A 17513-nucleotide genomic window follows, 5' to 3' on the forward strand; every position below is an offset into this window, starting at 1 on the left:
AGCGGCCTCGGTTGAAACGGGGGCCGCTTCCTCCTCGTCGGTTACGGAGTCGCTCAGGGTGCGCCTCCGCGGGCGATGAGCTCCCTGGCCAGTCGACGGTAGGCCTCGGAGCCGGCGTGCTTCGGTGCGAAGCTCGTGATCGGTTCGGCCGCCACGGAGGCATCGGGGAACTTCACGGTGCGGTTGATGACGGTCTCGAAGACCTTGTCACCGAAGGCTTCGGTGACCCGCGACATGACTTCCTTCGAGTGCAGCGTTCGCGAGTCGAACATCGTGGCGAGGATCCCGTCGACCTCGAGCGAGGGGTTGAGCCGGTCCTGGACCTTCTCGATCGTCTCGACGAGCAGGGCGACGCCGCGCAGTGCGAAGAACTCGGTCTCGAGCGGGATGACGACACCATGGGCGGCGGTCAGAGCGTTGACGGTGAGCAGACCCAGCGAGGGCTGGCAGTCGATGAGAATGACATCGTATTCGTCGGCGACCTTCGACAGGGCACGGGCGAGCACCTGCTCGCGGGCGACCTCGCCGACGAGCTGGACTTCGGCGGCGGAGAGGTCGATATTGGCCGGCAGGATGTCGATGTTGTCGAATTCCGTTTCGACGATGACCTCGTGCGGGTCCAGTCGCGGGTTCATCAGCAGATTGTAGATGCTGATATCGAGCTCATAGGGATTGAGTCCCAGTCCGACGGACAGTGCGCCCTGCGGGTCGAAGTCGACGAGCAGCATCTTGCGGCCGTAGGCGGCCAGGGCAGCACCGAGGTTGATCGACGAGGTCGTCTTCCCGACCCCGCCCTTCTGGTTGACCATCGCGATGATGCGGGCGGGTCCGTGCGAATCCAGGGGTGCCGGCTCCGGGAAATCCTGGGGCTCGACTGCTGCGGTCCTCTGCTGGGGGATCTCCAACGCCTCTTGCGTATTCATCACTCGGATGGCCACCTTTCGTTGCTCTTCATACAACCCTACCGCGCCCGAGGGTGCGAGGTCGCGTACACTTCCCGCAGTGTCTCCTCGGAGACTTTCGTATAGATCTGCGTCGTCGTCACCGAGGCATGCCCGAGCAGCTCCTGGACGACGCGGATGTCCGCCCCGCCCTCGAGAAGATGCGTGGCGAACGAGTGCCGGAACGTGTGCGGAGAGACCTCGGCGTCGATCTTGGCAGCTTCCCCGGCGTCCTTGACGATCTGCCACGCGGAGACCCGGGAGAGCCGGGTTCCGCGTGCGTTGAGGAACAGCGCCCCGGCCGGAGCCGAGGACTTCGCCTTCGCCGCCATCGACGGCCGCACTCGTGAGACCCACGCGCCCAGGGCGCGGGCCGCATGGGATCCGAAGGGCACGATCCGCTCCTTCCCGCCCTTGCCGTAGAGCCGGACGAGCCCGGAGTCGAGGTCGAGATCATCGAGGTCGATCCCCACGGCTTCGGAGATGCGCGCCCCCGTGGCATAGAGGAGTTCGAGGAGGGCGGCGGCCCTGATCTGCACCGGCTCCTCCCCGTCCGCGGTGGCGATCATCGCTTCGATATCGTCGAGCGCCAGGGCCTTGGGCAGGCGCAGTCCCTCCTGCGGCGGGCTGACCTCGGAGGCCGGATCCGTGGACGTGAGGTTCTCCCCGAGGGCGAAGGTGTGGAATCGTCGCACCGCGACGAGTGCGCGGGCACGACTCCGCGGTGCCAATCCCGAATCGAGCAGGTGGAGCGCATAGCTCTCCACTTTCTGTCGATCGACCTCGCCGAGGCGGCTCACCCCGTCCTCGGTCAGCCAGGTTCCGTACCGGGCGAGGTCACGGGCGTAGGCATCGATCGAGTTCATCGACAGTCCCCGTTCGAAACGCAGGGAGGACAGATAGGACGCAAAACCGCGACGCAGATCGTCAGGCAGATTCTCTGGCAGCAGTTCAGCACCGTGCCGGGCCACGGGTTATCAGTCCTCGCCCGTGCCGACCTGCGTGGACGGCGCATCCTCGCTCGTGCCGGTCGTCTCGACGCTCGCACCGCGACCGAAGTCGGGGCGGCCGTCGACAAGCCGCCTCGGCGCATCGACGGGACGGAACTTCACCCGTGCTCCCGACGCTTCTGCGCGCAGCACTCGGTCGACCTGGAAGATCGCGAGCTGAGCGATCGCGTTGGTGATCCGCCCATCGGCGACGGCATCGAGCGCCTCGGAGATATCAACCCAGGCAAAGCGGAACCCGGCCTCCTCCTCACCGCGTTCGTGACGGTCGGCTTCGGGAACCTCAGTGAGACCGCGGGCGAGGTACAGACGCATCGTCTCGGAGCTGCCGCCCGGAGTCAGGCAGGAGTCGCTGAGGACGTCCCAGTGAACGGCGGTGAGGTCGGCCTCTTCGACGAGCTCCCTCTTCGCCGCTTCGAGCGGGTCCTCTCCGGGGATGTCGAGCAGACCCGCCGCACCTCCCACAGCCGGGCCCGGACGGGGTGCCGATACTGCTGTGCCAGCAGGATCCGCTGCTGGTCGTCGACGACGGCGACGCCGACGGCACCGGTGTGCGCCATGAGATCACGGACGAGTCCGGACGCCTCGGGAAGGTCGAAGGTCTCCTTGCGGATGTCCCACACGGCGCCTTCGTAGACGACCTCGGACGATGAGATCGGTGGGATCACCGGTTCGTCCTGCAGGATCTCTTCACTCGGTGTGCTCATCGGCTGCCTCCCGGAGTTCGACTGTGGTGAAACGGCGAATGCCGCCGGCACTGTCGCCGACGGCATTCGCAGTGAGGATGGACAACGGTCACTGACGCTCGAGCGCCGCGGCGACCAGGCCCGCGAACAGCGGGTGCGGAGAGGTCGGACGCGACTTCAGCTCGGGGTGCGCCTGAGTGGAGACGTAGAACGGGTGCGTATCGCTCGGCAGTTCGACGAATTCGACGAGCTCACCGTTCGGTGAGGTGCCGGAGAACTCGAGTCCCGCCTCGGCGAGCTGGTCCCGGTAGGTGTTGTTGACCTCGTAGCGGTGACGGTGACGTTCGCTGATCGTCGTCTGACCGTACACGCCGGCCACGACGCTGCCTTCGGTGAGCTTCGCTTCGTAGGTGCCCAGGCGCATGGTGCCGCCCAGGTCGCCTTCGCCTTCGACGATCGAGAGCTGCTCGGCCATCGTCGCGATGACGGGGACCGTGGTCTCGGGGTCGAATTCGGACGACGAGGCCGCCTCGATGCCGGCGACATTGCGTGCGTATTCGATGACCATGCACTGCAGACCCAGGCACAGGCCCAGCGTCGGAATACCGTGGGTGCGTGTGTACTCGAGTGCGCCGAGCTTGCCTTCGATGCCGCGGATGCCGAATCCGCCGGGCACGCAGATCGCGTCGAGGCCGTTCAGCGCCGCTTCCGAGCCGGCCTCGGTGGAGCAGTCATCGGACTGGATCCACTTGATTGTGACCTTCGCGTCGTTGGCGAAGCCGCCGTGGCGCAGCGCCTCGGTGACGGAGAGGTAGGCGTCGGGCAGGTCGATGTACTTGCCGACGATGCCGATGGTGACTTCCCGGGATGGGTTGTGCACGCGCTCGAGTACCCAGTCCCACTTCGTCCAGTCGACGTCGCGAAAGGGCAGGTTGAGGTTGCGGATGACGAACACGTCGAGGCCGCCGTCGTGGAGGACCTTCGGAATGTCGTAGATGCTCGGTGCGTCGACGCAGGACACGACAGCTTCGGTCTCGACGTCGCAGGCGCCGGCGATCTTCGCGCGGATCGAATCCGGCAGCTCGCGGTCGGAGCGGAGCACGATCGCATCGGGCTGGATGCCGATGGAGCGCAGGGTGGCCACCGAGTGCTGGGTCGGCTTCGTCTTCAGCTCTCCGGAGGGCCCGAGGTAGGGAACGAGGGAGACGTGGATGAAGAACACGTTGTCTCGGCCGATGTCGTGACGAACCTGCCGGGCCGCCTCGAGGAAGGGCTGGGATTCGATATCGCCGACGGTGCCGCCGATCTCGGTGATGATGACATCGGGGCGGTCCGCCTCGGGGCGTTCGGCCTGGGCACGCATGCGCGCCTTGATCTCATCGGTGATGTGCGGAATGACCTGGACGGTGTCGCCGAGGTACGCGCCGCGGCGTTCCTTCGCGATGACCGAGGAGTAGATCTGTCCGGTGGTCACGTTCGCTGCGCCGTCGAGGCTGTTGTCGAGGAAGCGCTCGTAGTGGCCGATGTCGAGGTCGGTCTCTGCACCGTCCTCGGTGACGAAGACTTCGCCGTGCTGGAAGGGGTTCATCGTGCCGGGATCCACGTTGAGGTAGGGATCCAGCTTCTGCATGGCCACGGTGAGGCCGCGCTGAGTGAGCAGGTGGCCGAGGCTCGATGCCGTCAGACCCTTGCCCAACGAGGAGGCGACGCCTCCCGTGACGAAGATGTGCTTTGCCGTATGTGTGCCGCCAGGGCCAGTTCGATTCACCACGGGATTTGATTCTATCAAAGTCCGGCTCACGAATCCGAGACGGCGTCGACCTCGGCGTACAGATCGAGCAGCGTCTCGGAGATCGCCGCCCCGTTGCTCACGTCGATGACCCGCTTCTTCGCTGCCACAGCCGAGGTTCCGCGTCCGGCCGGGTCGTCGAGAAGATGATTGATCTCACGCAGCAGCGCATCCGTGTCGTCGGCGGGAACGGCTTTCGCGGCCTCTCCCCAGATGCCTGCGCGGCGTTCGCTGCCGATGAATACCGCCGGCTTCGACAGCTGCATGAGGTCTTCGTGGGACAGTCCGGTCATGGTTTCGCTGGCGATGACGACATCGGCGGCGGCAGCCACATCGACGAGGTCGCCGGCGGGAGCGACGAGGACGCCGCGGTCGGAGAATTCGCGGGAGATCGTCGAGCGGTCCTTGCCGGTGCCGGTGAGGACGAAGACGACGTTGCGGTCGCGGCGGCGCTGGTTGATCTGGTCGGCGGCGTCGAGCACCGTCGCCAGGGCCGTGTGGTCGCGCAGTGCGATGGGGCTGGCGACCATCCAGGTGCCTTCGGCGAGCCCGAGTTCACGGCGGACCTCGGCGCGCGGTGTGCGCACAGTGAGGTCGACGTCGATGTCCGGGTGGACGAGTTCGGCGCGTTCGACGACGGGGACGCGGCCGCCGTAGTAGTCGACGACGGGTTCGGTCGTGCCGAGCACTGCTGTTGCGGTGCGGCCGACGATCTCGGCTCCGGTCTTCTCGATGACGTTTGCGGAGTCGAAGGATTCGATGGTGGCGACGACCTTCGGGTGGAGGCGGGCGGGCAGACCGGTGAAGGCCAGGCCGGCGAGCGTCGCCGCGTGCAGTCCGTGCGCGTGGACGATGTCCACGTGCTGGTAGTACTTGTGAAGAGTGAAAGCGGTGTTGGGGTCGGCCATCGTGAAGCGTCTGCGTGCCGCGAGTTCGATCTCACGGAATTCGTCGGCCAGCTCCTCCGGGACTCCGAAGGTGCCCAGAATCGACCGGTGCGCGGCGACGGCGACCTTGTAACCGGCTCGGAGGTGACCGAGCACGGCGAGCTTCGCCACTTCGACGACGGGACCGGTGGTCTCGGCGAGCACGTGCAGAATTCGTGTGTCTGCGCTCAGTGGGTTGACCTCGCCGGATTCGCTCATTTCCTCATCCTCTTCTTTCGTTCGACGCTGGTTCTAGCCTACCTGGGCAGACACGAGTTCCGTGTAAAGACCTGCGAGTTCTTCGGCAACTTCCCTCTCATCGGGAAGCTCGGCTCCGCGTGCCCCGGCGCGGGCCCCGAGTTCGGCTCGACGGGCGGGATCGACGGCGAGTTCGGCCACGGCTGCGGCGAATGCGGCATCATCGTCATGGTCGATGAGGATGCCTGCGTCGCCGACGAGTTCGGCGCTGCCGCCGGTGGCGGTGGCCACGATCGCCTTGCCGGTCATCAGTGCCTCCTGGAGCACGAGCGCCCGGGCTTCCCACACGCTGGTGAGTGCGAAGACGTCCGCGGCGGCGGCGAGTTCGGAGATGTCGTCGCGGGCTCCGAGGAAATGCAGGGCCGGAATCGCCGAGGCGGCTGCGGCGCCGGCGTACTGAGCGCGGACCTTCGCGAGCACCTCGTCATCGGCGGCACCGGCGATGAGAGCGACGATCTCGCCCTGCCGGTTCGCTTCGCGTTGCGGGTTCCCCGTGGCCTGTCGATTTCCTTCGCCGAGGCGGGCGAGTCCGCGCACGAGCATCGGATAGTTCTTCTGTTCGGCGACGCGACCGACGGCGAGCACGATGAGCGCCCCGGGGTCGAAGTCGAACTCCTCGGCCAGGCCTGCGCGGGTGGCGGCGGCCGCCTCGGCGGACACATGTGTGACCTCGGGGGCGGCGGCCGGGAGGAACGGGCATCCTGCGCGCCGAGCTCGCGGGCACGGTCGACGAGGTCGGTGCTCGCACCGAGGACGAGGTCGGCCCCGCGGGCGAGCATCGTCTCGACCCGGGTTTCGACGCGGCCGCGCAGTCCCTGTCCGCTGGCTTGGTTGTGGAGGCTGAGGACGAATTTCGGTCGAGTTCTCAGCGTGCGCAGGGTCAGCAGGGTGATCAGCCCTGCCCGGAAGCCGTGGGCGTGAACGATCTGCGGGGCGAAGCTGCGCAGCAGTGTGCGCTGGCGGCGAATGAGGGCGGCGTCGGAGGCGCCGATTCCGGTGCCGAGTTCGAGGACGCCGAAGCGGACTCCTGGCAACAGGGAGAAGCCGAAGTGCTCGTCGGTGGCGGCCGGTCCGATGACGCCGATCTCGTGCCCGGCGGCGGCAAGGTCACGGGCGAGTGCGTGCACATGAGTGCCGACTCCCCCGGTCGAGGTGCCGATGGTGAAGACGATTCTCATGAGTCTTCCTCCCTGTCGGTGTCGCTGGGTCCGTTGTCTCTATTGTGCTCGCCGGCCGCGTGGACTGTCGTCTCGTCGTTGACGCCGGCCCGGTTGCGGTCGGCCAGCAGGCTGCGGACTTCACCGAGGAAACCGCGGTCGACGACGAGCACGATGAGACCGAAGACCACGCAGCCGATGAGCGCGGCGACGACTCCGGCGATGACGGCCGAGCTCGCGGAGTTGTCGAAGAGTCCCCCGAACCACTGCGAGGTGACGACTCCGGCGGTGCCTGCGACGATTGCGGCTCCGAGTGCGAGCAGCGACCGGCGTCCGACGAGGGCGAGACCGGCGGGACCGAGGACGCGGCGCATGTTCACGAGCAGGAACACTCCGGCCACGGTCATGCCCAACACATAGCCGCTGCAGATGCAGATGAGGGTCAGCCCGGGATTCCCGTTCGAACCCGTGACCAGGATCGCTCCGATCATGCCGACGATGACGAGGATCCATCCTGTCGTCTGGCGGCGGCCGAATACCGAGAACGTTCCACTGCATAGAAGACGCGAGTGCCCCACGCCACGAAAGACCACCCGGGCACGGCCAAGGCCATGACCATGATCGCCGTGGCCATGGAGTCGAAGGGGGCGGCGGACTCACTTTCGGCGTCGATGGCGATGAAGAAGGTCTGCAGGGGGCCCGCAGCTGAGAGCAGGATGACGGCGCCGAGTCCGCCGACGGCGATGATGAGCGCCGTCGTCGTCGAGGTCACCGACCGCAAGCGTTTCCCGGCTTCCGCACGTCTGTGCTCGGTCGCCTCGGGGTCGGTGGATCGTCCCACCCAGGTCGATAGCGTCGGGAAGACCACGGTCGCCACGGTCACGGCGAGCACCGCATAGGGCAGGAGGTAGACGGCGTTGATGTAGCTGAAGAGGACGAGCGTGCCGTCCCCGCCGATGTGGTTTGCCAGAGTCAGGGTCGCGAGCACAGCGGCCTGCTGGGCGAGCAGGGCCGACATTCCGGCACCGGCGAGGCGCAGCGCACGGTGGGCGACTCCGGGCGGGAAGGAGAACGTGGGGCGCAGCTTCAGCCCGGTCGAGACCATCGGCAGGGCAAGCGGCAGGGCGAGGGCGGCGACACCGACGGTGGTGCCCCAGCCGAGCCAGCCGAGGTGGGTCCGCCAGGTGTCGTCGCTGCCGCCGACGGCGTTGTAGGCGATATAGCTGCCGATGACGACGAGGCTGGAGAGCAACGGGGCGAACGCCGGCCACAGGAACTTGCGGTGGGCCTGCAGCACTCCGGTGAGCACGGCGCCGATGGCGTAGAGGACGAGCTGCGGGGAGAACATGAGCAGCAGCTTCACGGTCGCCTGCACTCCGGCGGCGCTGGTCTTCTCATCGACGAGGATCCCTGCGATCTGCGGCGCGAAGACGGCCAGCAGGATCGACAGGGGCAGAGTGACGCTGACCGCCCAGGTCAGCAGCCCCGAGGCGATGCGACCGGCGGTCTCTCTGTCCGATCTGGCCAGAGGGACGGCGAGCAGCGGAATGACCGCTCCGGCCAGGGCGCCGCCGGCGACGACCTCGAAGAGGATGTTCGGGACCTGGTTCGCGCTCTGGTAAGCGGTGCCGACGGTGCCGGCGCCGACGTTCGCCGAGAACACGAGCCAGCGAAGGAAGCCGACCAGTCGGGTCAGCAGGGTGATGATCGATACGAGCAGCGCCGTGGCGGCGAGGACTCGAACGAGCTTGTTCACTTATCCTCGCGGCCGAACGAGTCGATCTCCCTCAGGCCGGGGGTCGATTCGATGACGGAGGTGAAGGACACCTTCTCGCTGGCCAGGGTGAGCCCGGCCAGGGCGGCAAGGATGAGGCGTCGCTGCGCCGGTGTGGCGGTTTCGGCGAGGATCACGCCGATCGCAGCCCCCAGGGCATTGGCTCCGGTGTCGCCGAGCATCGCATCTCCGGCCAGGTCATCGGGCCAGGCGGCGGCCGTGACTCCGGCGATCGCACCTGAGGGTGCCCAGGACACGCGGCGTTCGTGGTCGGTGAAGGCCAGCGTGAGTGCTCCGACCTTGAGTGCCGGCCGGGACGCAGATCGAGGAGGTTGAACAGGTTGGCCGATCCGGCGATCACTCCCCCGGTGACGATGACATCCGCGGCGGCCGCGTACCAGGGCCGGTCGTCCTTATGGCTGATCCCGAAGATCCCAGTCGGGCGGGTGCGGCTGCGCAGGATCGCGGCGGCCGCGATCGACGCGAGCGGGATGCCGGTGATCTTCAACGTCCCGGTCGTGATCTCCCCGCGGGCCAGTGCGGACAGGTGGCCGCGCAGGCCTTTGGAGGACCCGGACTCACAGAAATCGTCGACAGCACCGAGGCCGCCCGCCGCGGCCGTGGCCAGCAGGGTCGCCGTCCGCTGGCGGGGATCTTCGATGAGCAGGCTCCCGGCCAGCAGTCCCGCTGTGACGGCGGGGCCTTCGGCGAGTGAGACGTCGTGTCCGGCGTGGTTGGTGCGCACCACGCTCTCATGGGTGCGCAGCCGTGATCTGAGCACGGCCTTCGTCGCGGTGAAGCCGGCGAGTCCGGCCACGGCGGTGCTGACGATGGAGCGGATCATTTCTCGTCTCCGTTCTTCGTGTCATCGGAGGATGTGTCTTCGATCTTGCCCGGCAGGATGCTTTCGGCATCCTCGGCGAATCCGAAGTGCCCGTGTTTTCCGTCTTCTCCGGAGGCCAGTGCCCGCACGGTGATGACGGGGCCGGCACCGAGGCCGAGTCCGTCGACGGTGCTGGCGCGGGACTTCTCCGACCGCAGCACGTTGACGAGTCCGTTCTGTGCCGATCCGGCGTCACCGGCGACGACCACCGAGGTGGCTTCGGCGGTGAGTGCGGTGACGAAGTCGGTGACGAGGGTGCGGGTGCCCTTGTCGTCGGAGGCCTGCGGACTGGGCTCGGTATCCTCGGCGAGGGTCGAGTTCTCATCGTCGATGACGATGAACAGCGAGGTCGTCTTGTGGTCCGAGTCGGTGCGCAGACGGTCGGCTTCGACGAAGGCGTCGTAGAGCTTCGCCGCCTGCTTCTCCGCATCCGCCTGGTCGTCCTCGTCCTCGAGCATCGAGGCGTCGCCGGTCAGGGCGATGACGAGGGCGGCGCGGATCGCGGTCGAGTCGTCCTTCGGCAGGTTCGGCACGAGGGTCCGCAGCTTCTTGAGGAACTGATCGGAATCGTCGAGGCTGAGCGTGTTCGGCACGAAAGAGACGTCGCCGGCGATGGTCCCATCGGCTTCCTTGACCCGGTTGCTCACCTCTTCGACCTGCTCGGAGTCCGCTTCGGGGGCGGCGATGATGCTCACTTCCTGCCCGTCGAGGGTGCCGCCGATGAGTTCCGGGGCGGCGGCGGTGACGAATTCGTTCTGCTTGTCGATATTGCCCTTGGCCGCGTCGAGATCCGAACGCAGGTTGTCGCGGTCAGAGCGCAGGGCGTCGACCTGGCTCTGCAGGGATTCGCCGATCGGCTCCTTCAGCGGTCCCGCACCGAGGACGATGCCGACGGCCAGCGCCAGGAACACCGAGACGAGGGAGACGAGGTGGTAGCGGAAATCAATCACGGGTCAGTCCTTGGATGAGGCCGGCGGAATCGGTCGATGCTGTGGGGTCGCCGCCGAAGAGTGAGCCGATCCAGCCGAAGAGGCCGTCGAGTTGGGCGCCGATGAGGCCGAGGAAGGTCTGTCCGGCCGAGGTCGCGGTCATCGCCACACCGAGGGCGACGAGGCCTGAGATGATGAGCACGGCCAGCTGCAGGCTGGAGATGCGCTGCCGGTAGAGCAGGGACACGCCCTTGGCGTCGATGAGCTTCGAGCCCACGCGCAGTCGGGTGATGAAGGTCGAGGCCATGCCCTTGCGGCCTTTGTCGAGGAACTCCATGACGGTGTCGTGGGTGCCGACGGCGACGATGAGTTCGGCGCCTTTGTCGTCGGCGAGCAGCATGGCGATGTCCTCGCTCGTGCCCGAGGCTGCGAAGGCCACGCATTCGACGCCGAGGGCTTCGACCCGTTCGGTGCCGGGTGCCGTGCCGTCACGGTAGGCGTGGACGACGATCTCGGCACCCGAGGTCAGAGCGGTGTCGGACACGGAGTCCATGTCCCCGACGATCATGTCCGGTCGGTAGCCGGCTTCGATGATGGCGTCGGCTCCGCCGTCGACGCCGATGAGCAGCGGCCGGTATTCGCGGATGTAGGAGGCCAGCATCGCCAGGTCCTCCTTGTAGTGGTACCCGCGGACGACGATGAGCACATGCCGGTCGGTGAACTTCGTCTTCACCTCGGGCACGACGAGTTCGGCCGAGAGCAGATCGGAGTCCTTGCGGATGTATTCGATCGTGTTGTCGATGAAGTCGACGAGCACGGAGTTCATTCCGGCTTCGGCGGCGTGCATGTCCTCGGCGATCGTCTCGGCCGTCTGCAGGACTCCCGTGGCTACTTCGGTCTCGCCAGAGTAGACGGTGGCGCCTTCGATGGAGATCTCGGCGTTCTCGTCGACGGTGTCGAAGATCTCCGCTCCGGCGGCGTCGATGAGGGGGATGCCGGCGTCGACGATGATGCTCGGGCCGAGGTTCGGGTAGCGGCCGGAGATCGATTTGTCCGCGTTGATCACCGCGGCCGGCCGGCAGGCGACGAGGGCTTCGGCGGAGATACGGTCGATATCGGAGTGTTTGATGACGGCGATATCGCCTGCTTGGAGGCGTTTCGTCAGATTCTTTGTGCGTCGGTCCAGACGGGCAGGGGCGGGACCGGACCGAGTCGGTGCGGTGAGGTTCTCACGGTGTCTGCGCACTTTCATGGTCCGCCCATTCTCTCATCTGCTGCCAACGCCGGCCTCCTTGACCTGCCGAGCGTTGTCGAGCAGTTCGGCCGCGTGGGCCTTCGCCGAGGCGGAGTCGTCCATTCCTGCCAACATGCGGGAGAGTTCGACGACGCGTTCGGCATCGGTGAGCTCCTGCACGCCCGAGCGCACGGTCTCGGCGTCATCGTCCTTGACGATGGTCACATGGGTGTCGGCCCAGGCTGCGACCTGCGGCAGGTGGGTGACGACGATGACCTGGGCGTTCCGGGCGAGCTTGGCCAGTCGGCGACCGATCTCCACGGCAGCTTTGCCGCCGACCCCGGCGTCGACTTCGTCGAAGACGTAGGTGGGGATGGATTCGCTGGCGGCGCGGACGACTTCGATGGCAAGCATGACGCGGGAGAGCTCACCACCGCTGGCGATCTTCGCGATGTCATCGGGGATGGAGGATTCGTGGGCGGCGAAGGTCAGCCGGACCTCGTCGGCCCCGTGGGTGGTGGGTTCGCGTTCGGAGATCTCGAAGGCGACCGAGGCCTTCGGCATCGACAGGGCGGCCAGTTCTTCGCTGACGGCTGCGGAGAACTCCTCCGCGGTGGACTTGCGGATCTCGGTGAGCGCCGAGGCGGCCGCTTCCATGGTCTCGCGAGCCTCGGTGAGTTCGGCGTCGAGTCCGTCGAGGTCGCGGTCCTCGGCTTCGAGTTCGGCGAGTTCCGCGGCCGATCGGGTTTCGAAGTCGAGGACTTCGGCGACGTCCTGGCCATAGGGGGCCAGAGATCCGAGTTCCGCGCGACGGGCTTCGGTCTCCTCAAGCGAGGTCTCGCCGAGTTCGTCGAATCCTGAGAGGTAGGACGACAGTTCCGCGGCGGAGTCGGACAGGCGCAGCACAGCGTCGTTGAGTGCCTCGCGGATGGTGACGAGTTCCTTGTCGGAGCCTTCGACATCGGAAATCGTGCTGATGGCTTGGTGGACGAGGTCGACGGCTGCCCCGGCATCGTCGATCTCAGAACCGAGCAGCAGGTCGTGGGCGCGCCGACGGCGCGGGTGATCTCGGCAGCGGACCCGAGCTTCGCCGCCTGCGCGGCCAGGGTCTCGTCCTCACCGGGTTCGGGACGGACCTTGTCGATGGCCTCCAGGCAGCCGCGCAGCCACAGGATGCGTTCGCGGCGGGCGGCGGTTGAGTCTTTGATGCGAGTGACGCGGGCGTCCGTCTCGCGCCAGTTCTCGAAGGCGACACGGTAGCGGTCGGCCACCTCGGCGAGGGCCGACCCGCCGGCGGCGTCGAGGAGGTGCCGCTGCTGGGCGGCTCCCTTGAGGCGCAGCTGTTCGGACTGGCCGTGGAGGGTGATGAGGTCCGAGGAGATGTCGGTGAGCACGGAGATCGGCACGGTCCGTCCGCCGGCCGTCGCCCGGGCGCGGCCTTTGAGTGCGACGGTACGGGAGATGATCGCTTCGTCGTCGGCGCTGCCGCCGGCTTCCTCGATGCGTTCGCGCACGGGTTCGGCAACTCCGGTGAAGATGCCCTCGACTTCGGCCTTCTCCGCGCCTTTGCGCACGACTCCAGAGCCGACCTTGCGGCCCATGAGAAGGGACAGGGCGGAGACGAACATGGTCTTGCCCGCACCGGTCTCACCGGTGACGACGGTGAAGCCGGTGTCGAGTTCGACGGCGGCCTCGGCGATGACGCCGAGGTGGGAGATGCGCAGTTCGGAGATCATTCAGGCCTCCTTGATCGGTCCTCGCCAGCCGGAGACGGGCAGGCGGAACTTCGCGACGAGTCGGTCGGTGAACGGGCCGGTGTGCAGGCGAGCGAGGCGGATCGGCGATTTCGAACGCGTGGCTTCCACACGCGCCCCGGACGGCAGTTCGAGGGCACGGCGACCGTCGCACCACAGCACGGCGGAGAACTCGGGATTCGACTGGGAGATCTCCACGCCGAGGCGGGAGGTCGGGTTGACGACCAGAGGTTTGGAGAACAGGGCGTGGGCGGAGATCGGAACGAGGATGAGCGCTTCGACCTCGGGCCAGACGATGGGACCGCCGGCGGAGAACGAGTACGCGGTCGAGCCGGTGGGGGTGGCGAGGATGACGCCGTCGCAGCCGAAGGAGGATACGGGGCGGGCGTCGACGCCGAGGACGACGTCGATCATCCGGGATTTCGAGGTCTTCTCGATGGTCGCCTCGTTGAGCGCCCAGGCGTTGAAGATGTTCTCGCCTTCGTGCCACACGGACACGTCGAGGGCGAGCCTCTCCTCGACGGAGTAGTCGCGTTGGGAGGCGCGGTGGACCGCCTCGGCGAGGTCTTCCTTCTCGCTTTCGGCGAGGAATCCGACATGGCCGAGGTTGACGCCCATGAGCGGGGCGCCGGAGCCGTGGAAGCGTTCGGCGGCGCGCAGGATCGTGCCGTCGCCGCCTAAGACGATGACGAGTTCGCAGGCGTTCTTCCACTCCCCCAGCTCGGAGGGATCGATGATGATGCAGTGGTTGAGGATGGGTTCGTCGTCGACGGCTTCGGCCTGTCGGGCGCGGATGCCGACGATCTCGTCGGAGAGGACGACGGGGGTGACTCCGTCGTCGAGGAGGGCCTTGAACACGCTGACGGCGGCCACGGCCGACTCATCACGTTGGGGGTGCAGCAGCACCATGATGTGTCTGGTCACGACTCTCCTCTCATCATTTCGTCCAGGTGGGCGGGGATGTCTGCTTGGTCGAGCCTATCGGACTGGTCATGTGTTCGGCCTGGGCGAACACGCAGGAAGTACTCTCGGTTCCCGCTCGGGCCCGGCAGCGGTGAGGGTGCGATGTCGGTGACGCGCGCGTCGTGGTCGGTGACGGACTCGAGGACGGAGTCGATGGCGCGGCGGCGTTTGTCCCGGCTGGTGACGACTCCGTGTTTGTCCAGGGAGGCGCGTGCCAGTTCGAATTGGGGTTTGACCATGAGGAGGAGTTCTCCGTATGCGGCGGTGGCGGCCAGCAGCGGTGCGCTGAGCAGGCGCAGGGAGATGAAGGAGACGTCGGCGACGACGAGGTCGACGGTCGGCACGTCGGAGTCGGCGAGTTCGCGGAGGTTGAGTCCTTCGCGGACGTGCACGCGCGGGTCGACGCGGAGGATGGGCGCAAGTTGGTCGTGGCCGACGTCGACGGCCCAGACCTGCGCGACTCCGCGGGTGAGGAGGACTTGGGTGAAGCCTCCGGTGGAGGCTCCCGCGTCGAGGGCGGTCAGTCCGCTCAGTTCGTCGGTGAGGTCGAAGGCGTCGAGCGCGCCGAGGAGTTTGTGGGCGCTGCGGGCGACCCAGGGGTCGGGTTCGGTGACGGTGACGTCGTCGGTGTCTTTCACGTCTTGGGAGGCTTTGGAGGCGGTGCGGCCGTTGACGCTGACGCGGCCGGCGGCGATTTCGCGGGCCGCGCGGGAGCGAGAGTTCAGCAGTCCGCGGTCGACGAGAGCCCGGTCGAGTCTGCTCACAAGGAACCCACCTGCGCGTCGAGATCGTTGAGTAGGGAGTTCAAGTGTTCATGGCGCTCTGCGGCCGGTGCCTCTTTGGCTTCGGCGAGGCCGGCCCGCCATGTCTCGACCGGCACGTCCCCACTCACCGAGGCCGGGGTTGGGTTCTCGCTCATTCGTCCTCCCCGATCCGGTGGGGCAGGCGTCCTTCGGCCAGGACCGCCTCGGCGTCGGTCTCCCCCGCTTCGATGGCCGCCCATGCCCGCCGGAGTTCGGCTTCGATCCGGCCGGATTCCCCGCGGTCGGTGCCGGTGATGAGGGCTTCGAGTCCGCGCAGATTCGGCAGGATGAAGGTCGGTCGGCTCCCGGGCCCAGCGCGCAGGGCGTCATGGACGTCGTGGATTCCGGTGAGGACGAGTGCCGTGTCGATTCCGGCGGCGCATCCGCCTTCGATGTCGGTGTTGAGTCGGTCCCCGACCATGAGCGGGCGATGCGCGCCGAGGCGGCCGGCCGCGAAGTCCATCATGTGCGGGGCGGGTTTGCCGACGATGACGGGGGTGGCGTCGGTGAGTCGGGCGATGAGTTCGACGAAGGCACCGTTGCCGGGGACTTTCCCGGTTTCCGTGAGGAGGGAGAAGTCGGGGTTGCTCGCCCACCATTCCGCGCCGGAGCGGATGATGTCGCAGGTGCGGACGATCTTCGCGTAGTCGATCTCCGGGTCGAGTCCTTGTGCGACGGCAACGGGATCAGCGTCGAGCGAGTCGGTGATTTCGAGGCCTGCGTCTTCGAGTGCGATGCGCAGTCCGGTGGTGCCGAGGAGGTGGACGCGGGCGCCGGGTCCGAATCGTTCGGCCAGGCGTTCGGCGAGCACCTGCGCCGAGGTGGTCACCTCGTCAGCGGAGGCGTCGACTCCCATGCCGGTGATCTTTTCGGCCGTAGCTTCTGCGGTGCGGGTGGCGTTGTTCGTGACGTAGTTGACCGGGATCGACTGCGTGTGGAGCCAGTTGATGCCGTCGGCGGCACCGTCGATGGCGTGGTTGCCGTGGTAGACGACTCCGTCGAGGTCGAACAGGACACAGTCGATGGGCGTGCCCGGGGACTCGGGCAGGCGCCCATCTGCTGTGTTGTCCTGTTCGGCGGTCAGTGTCACTGGTCTCCGTCGGCCTCGGCGGGTGCTGCGTCAGAGTCGGAACCGTCTGCGTCAGAGTCAGATCCTGCTTCGGCATCGGCGAGGATCTCGTCGAGTTCGGCTTCGATCTCGTCGTCGGTGACCTTGACCGACTTCAGTTCCTTCGCCGAGACATGCGTCTTCGACTTCGGGGCTGCCGCCGGAGCTTCGGGCTCTGCGTCGGCTTCCGTCGAGGGTTCGCCAGCTGTGACAGGAGCGGCGACTGCTTCGGCCGACGAATCATCGGCTTCGCTGGTTGAGTCGTCCGCAGACTCAGCAGTCTCCGCGTCCGCGGCCTCGCCCTCGGTAGCCTCGGCGTCAGCGGCCTCAGCGTCAGACTCTTCGGAGGTCTCAGCTTCGGGAGCTTCGGGCTCGTCTTCGACTTCTTCGACGGTCTCGATCTCGACGCCGGCGTTGAGGTCCGGCATCTCGTCACCGAAGAGGGTGCCGGTCGCCTTGGCGGTGCGGCGGGAGAGCTCTTCATATTTGTCGGCGAGTTCGGTTTCGCCGTCGATGCGCAGCACCTCGGCGTACGCGGCCATGAGTCGGACGAGTCCGCCGCTGGGCTTCTGAGTGAAGTCCTCAGCTTCGATGAGTCGGCGCGCACCGGCGATGTCATCGAGGTCGGACTTCGCTCCGGCCGCGACGATGACGAGTTCGGTGCGGGTCTCGTTCTCGAGGTCGAGTTCCTCGGAGTTCTTCAGCAGCTCGAGGGCTTTCTCGGGCTTTCCGCGGCCGCGTTCGGCGTCGGCGATCAGCGCGATGTTGTCGTTCGAACCGGAGATGCGACGGTGGGTACGCAGCTCGCGGACGGCTTCGTCGTACTGCTCCACGTAGTACGCGGCGATGCCGAGTGCTTCGCGGACGACGGCGACACGACCAGCGCGGGCCATGGCGGCCTTGGCATGTTCGTGGGCTCGTTCCGGGTCGAGGTCGAGCAGGCCGCCGGCGGCGACGAGGTGCTTGGCGACCATGTCGGCGTTCTCTTTATCGAGGGAACGCAGCTGTGACGAGATCTCTTTGTCGAGTTCGCGGCCGGTGATGCCTTCGGGGATCTCGGGTTCCTGGATGCGCGGGCGACGGGCCCGCTGTTCGCGTGCGTAGTCGCCCGTGTCGGTCTTGCGTGATGCACGACGGTCGTTGTCGTTGCGGCCATGGCCGCCGCGTCCTCCGCGGTTGTCGTCACGGCGGTTTCCGCGGTAGCCGCCCCGACGGTCGTCTCCGTCGCGACGGTCACGGTTGAAGCCGCCTCGGCGGTCATCGTCGTTCCGGCGGTTGCCCTGGTAACCACCACGGCGATC

20 protein-coding genes and 1 pseudogene are annotated in these 17513 nt (G+C 67.1%); all 21 read right to left on the reverse strand.

Annotated features, from left to right (window positions below; all coding sequences use genetic code 11):
• Positions 1–53: 53 nt before the first annotated feature.
• Complete coding sequence (locus AC2W7L_RS09530) at positions 54–923, reverse strand: ParA family protein (protein ID WP_062243183.1); 870 nt, start codon at positions 921–923, stop codon at positions 54–56.
• Between the two features lie 38 nt (positions 924–961).
• Positions 962–1912, reverse strand: coding sequence for a site-specific tyrosine recombinase XerD (gene xerD / locus AC2W7L_RS09535; protein ID WP_486004261.1), 951 nt, complete (start codon positions 1910–1912; stop codon positions 962–964).
• Positions 1913–1918: 6 nt separating this feature from the next.
• The gene (locus AC2W7L_RS09540) at positions 1919–2395 is read right to left on the reverse strand and encodes an NUDIX domain-containing protein (protein ID WP_486004280.1); all 477 of its coding nucleotides are present in this window, start codon (positions 2393–2395) and stop codon (positions 1919–1921) included.
• Complete coding sequence (locus AC2W7L_RS09545) at positions 2287–2655, reverse strand: NUDIX hydrolase (RefSeq protein WP_486004262.1); 369 nt, start codon at positions 2653–2655, stop codon at positions 2287–2289. The genes AC2W7L_RS09540 and AC2W7L_RS09545 overlap by 109 nt, the downstream gene beginning before the upstream one ends.
• Before the next feature lie 88 nt (positions 2656–2743).
• Positions 2744–4423: a CTP synthase gene (gene pyrG / locus AC2W7L_RS09550; protein WP_486004263.1), complete on the reverse strand. Its 1680-nt coding sequence runs from the start codon at positions 4421–4423 to the stop codon at positions 2744–2746.
• 8 nt (positions 4424–4431) lie between these two features.
• Positions 4432–5568 (reverse strand): glycosyltransferase family protein, encoded by a 1137-nt coding sequence (locus AC2W7L_RS09555; protein ID WP_486004264.1) that lies wholly within the window; start codon positions 5566–5568, stop codon positions 4432–4434.
• Positions 5569–5601: 33 nt separating this feature from the next.
• A complete protein-coding gene (locus tag AC2W7L_RS09560) occupies positions 5602–6267 on the reverse strand; it encodes a glycosyltransferase family 4 protein (protein ID WP_486004265.1) in 666 nt (221 codons plus the stop codon).
• Between the two features lie 92 nt (positions 6268–6359).
• Positions 6360–6785, reverse strand: a pseudogene (locus AC2W7L_RS09565) (glycosyltransferase family 4 protein); the annotation flags it as partial.
• Positions 6782–7255, reverse strand: coding sequence for a hypothetical protein (locus tag AC2W7L_RS09570; RefSeq protein ID WP_486004266.1), 474 nt, complete (start codon positions 7253–7255; stop codon positions 6782–6784). The gene AC2W7L_RS09570 and the pseudogene AC2W7L_RS09565, both read right to left, overlap by 4 nt.
• Complete coding sequence (gene murJ / locus AC2W7L_RS09575) at positions 7252–8520, reverse strand: murein biosynthesis integral membrane protein MurJ (RefSeq protein WP_486004267.1); 1269 nt, start codon at positions 8518–8520, stop codon at positions 7252–7254. Before murJ ends, AC2W7L_RS09570 begins: the two co-directional genes overlap by 4 nt.
• Positions 8517–8720: a hypothetical protein gene (locus AC2W7L_RS09580; RefSeq protein ID WP_486004268.1), complete on the reverse strand. Its 204-nt coding sequence runs from the start codon at positions 8718–8720 to the stop codon at positions 8517–8519. The genes murJ and AC2W7L_RS09580 overlap by 4 nt, the downstream gene beginning before the upstream one ends.
• Entirely contained in the window at positions 8672–9382 is a 711-nt protein-coding gene (locus AC2W7L_RS09585; RefSeq protein ID WP_486004269.1) for a hypothetical protein, read from the reverse strand. The genes AC2W7L_RS09580 and AC2W7L_RS09585 overlap by 49 nt, the downstream gene beginning before the upstream one ends.
• Positions 9379–10371, reverse strand: a complete 993-nt coding sequence (locus AC2W7L_RS09590; protein WP_486004270.1) for a copper transporter — start codon at positions 10369–10371, stop codon at positions 9379–9381. Before AC2W7L_RS09590 ends, AC2W7L_RS09585 begins: the two co-directional genes overlap by 4 nt.
• Entirely contained in the window at positions 10364–11602 is a 1239-nt protein-coding gene (steA, locus tag AC2W7L_RS09595; protein ID WP_486004271.1) for a putative cytokinetic ring protein SteA, read from the reverse strand. The genes AC2W7L_RS09590 and steA overlap by 8 nt, the downstream gene beginning before the upstream one ends.
• A gap of 15 nt (positions 11603–11617) precedes the next feature.
• Positions 11618–12148 carry a hypothetical protein gene (locus AC2W7L_RS09600; RefSeq protein ID WP_486004272.1) on the reverse strand — a complete coding sequence of 177 codons (531 nt, stop codon included), beginning with the start codon at positions 12146–12148 and terminating at the stop codon, positions 11618–11620.
• A complete protein-coding gene (locus AC2W7L_RS09605; protein WP_486004273.1) occupies positions 12073–13320 on the reverse strand; it encodes an AAA family ATPase in 1248 nt (415 codons plus the stop codon). The genes AC2W7L_RS09600 and AC2W7L_RS09605 overlap by 76 nt, the downstream gene beginning before the upstream one ends.
• Positions 13321–14262, reverse strand: coding sequence for an NAD kinase (locus AC2W7L_RS09610; RefSeq protein ID WP_174521230.1), 942 nt, complete (start codon positions 14260–14262; stop codon positions 13321–13323).
• Complete coding sequence (locus AC2W7L_RS09615) at positions 14259–15065, reverse strand: TlyA family RNA methyltransferase (protein ID WP_486004274.1); 807 nt, start codon at positions 15063–15065, stop codon at positions 14259–14261. Before AC2W7L_RS09615 ends, AC2W7L_RS09610 begins: the two co-directional genes overlap by 4 nt.
• Complete coding sequence (locus AC2W7L_RS09620; protein ID WP_486004275.1) at positions 15062–15220, reverse strand: hypothetical protein; 159 nt, start codon at positions 15218–15220, stop codon at positions 15062–15064. Before AC2W7L_RS09620 ends, AC2W7L_RS09615 begins: the two co-directional genes overlap by 4 nt.
• On the reverse strand, positions 15217–16194 hold the full coding sequence (locus AC2W7L_RS09625; protein ID WP_486004276.1) for an HAD-IIA family hydrolase: 978 nt from the start codon (positions 16192–16194) through the stop codon (positions 15217–15219). The genes AC2W7L_RS09620 and AC2W7L_RS09625 overlap by 4 nt, the downstream gene beginning before the upstream one ends.
• Positions 16191–17513 (reverse strand): hypothetical protein (locus tag AC2W7L_RS09630; RefSeq protein WP_486004277.1); only part of this gene is annotated, 1323 nt, incomplete at its 5' end. The genes AC2W7L_RS09630 and AC2W7L_RS09625, both read right to left, overlap by 4 nt.

This window comes from Brevibacterium sp. LAARM3_SD1 (genome assembly GCF_057364765.1).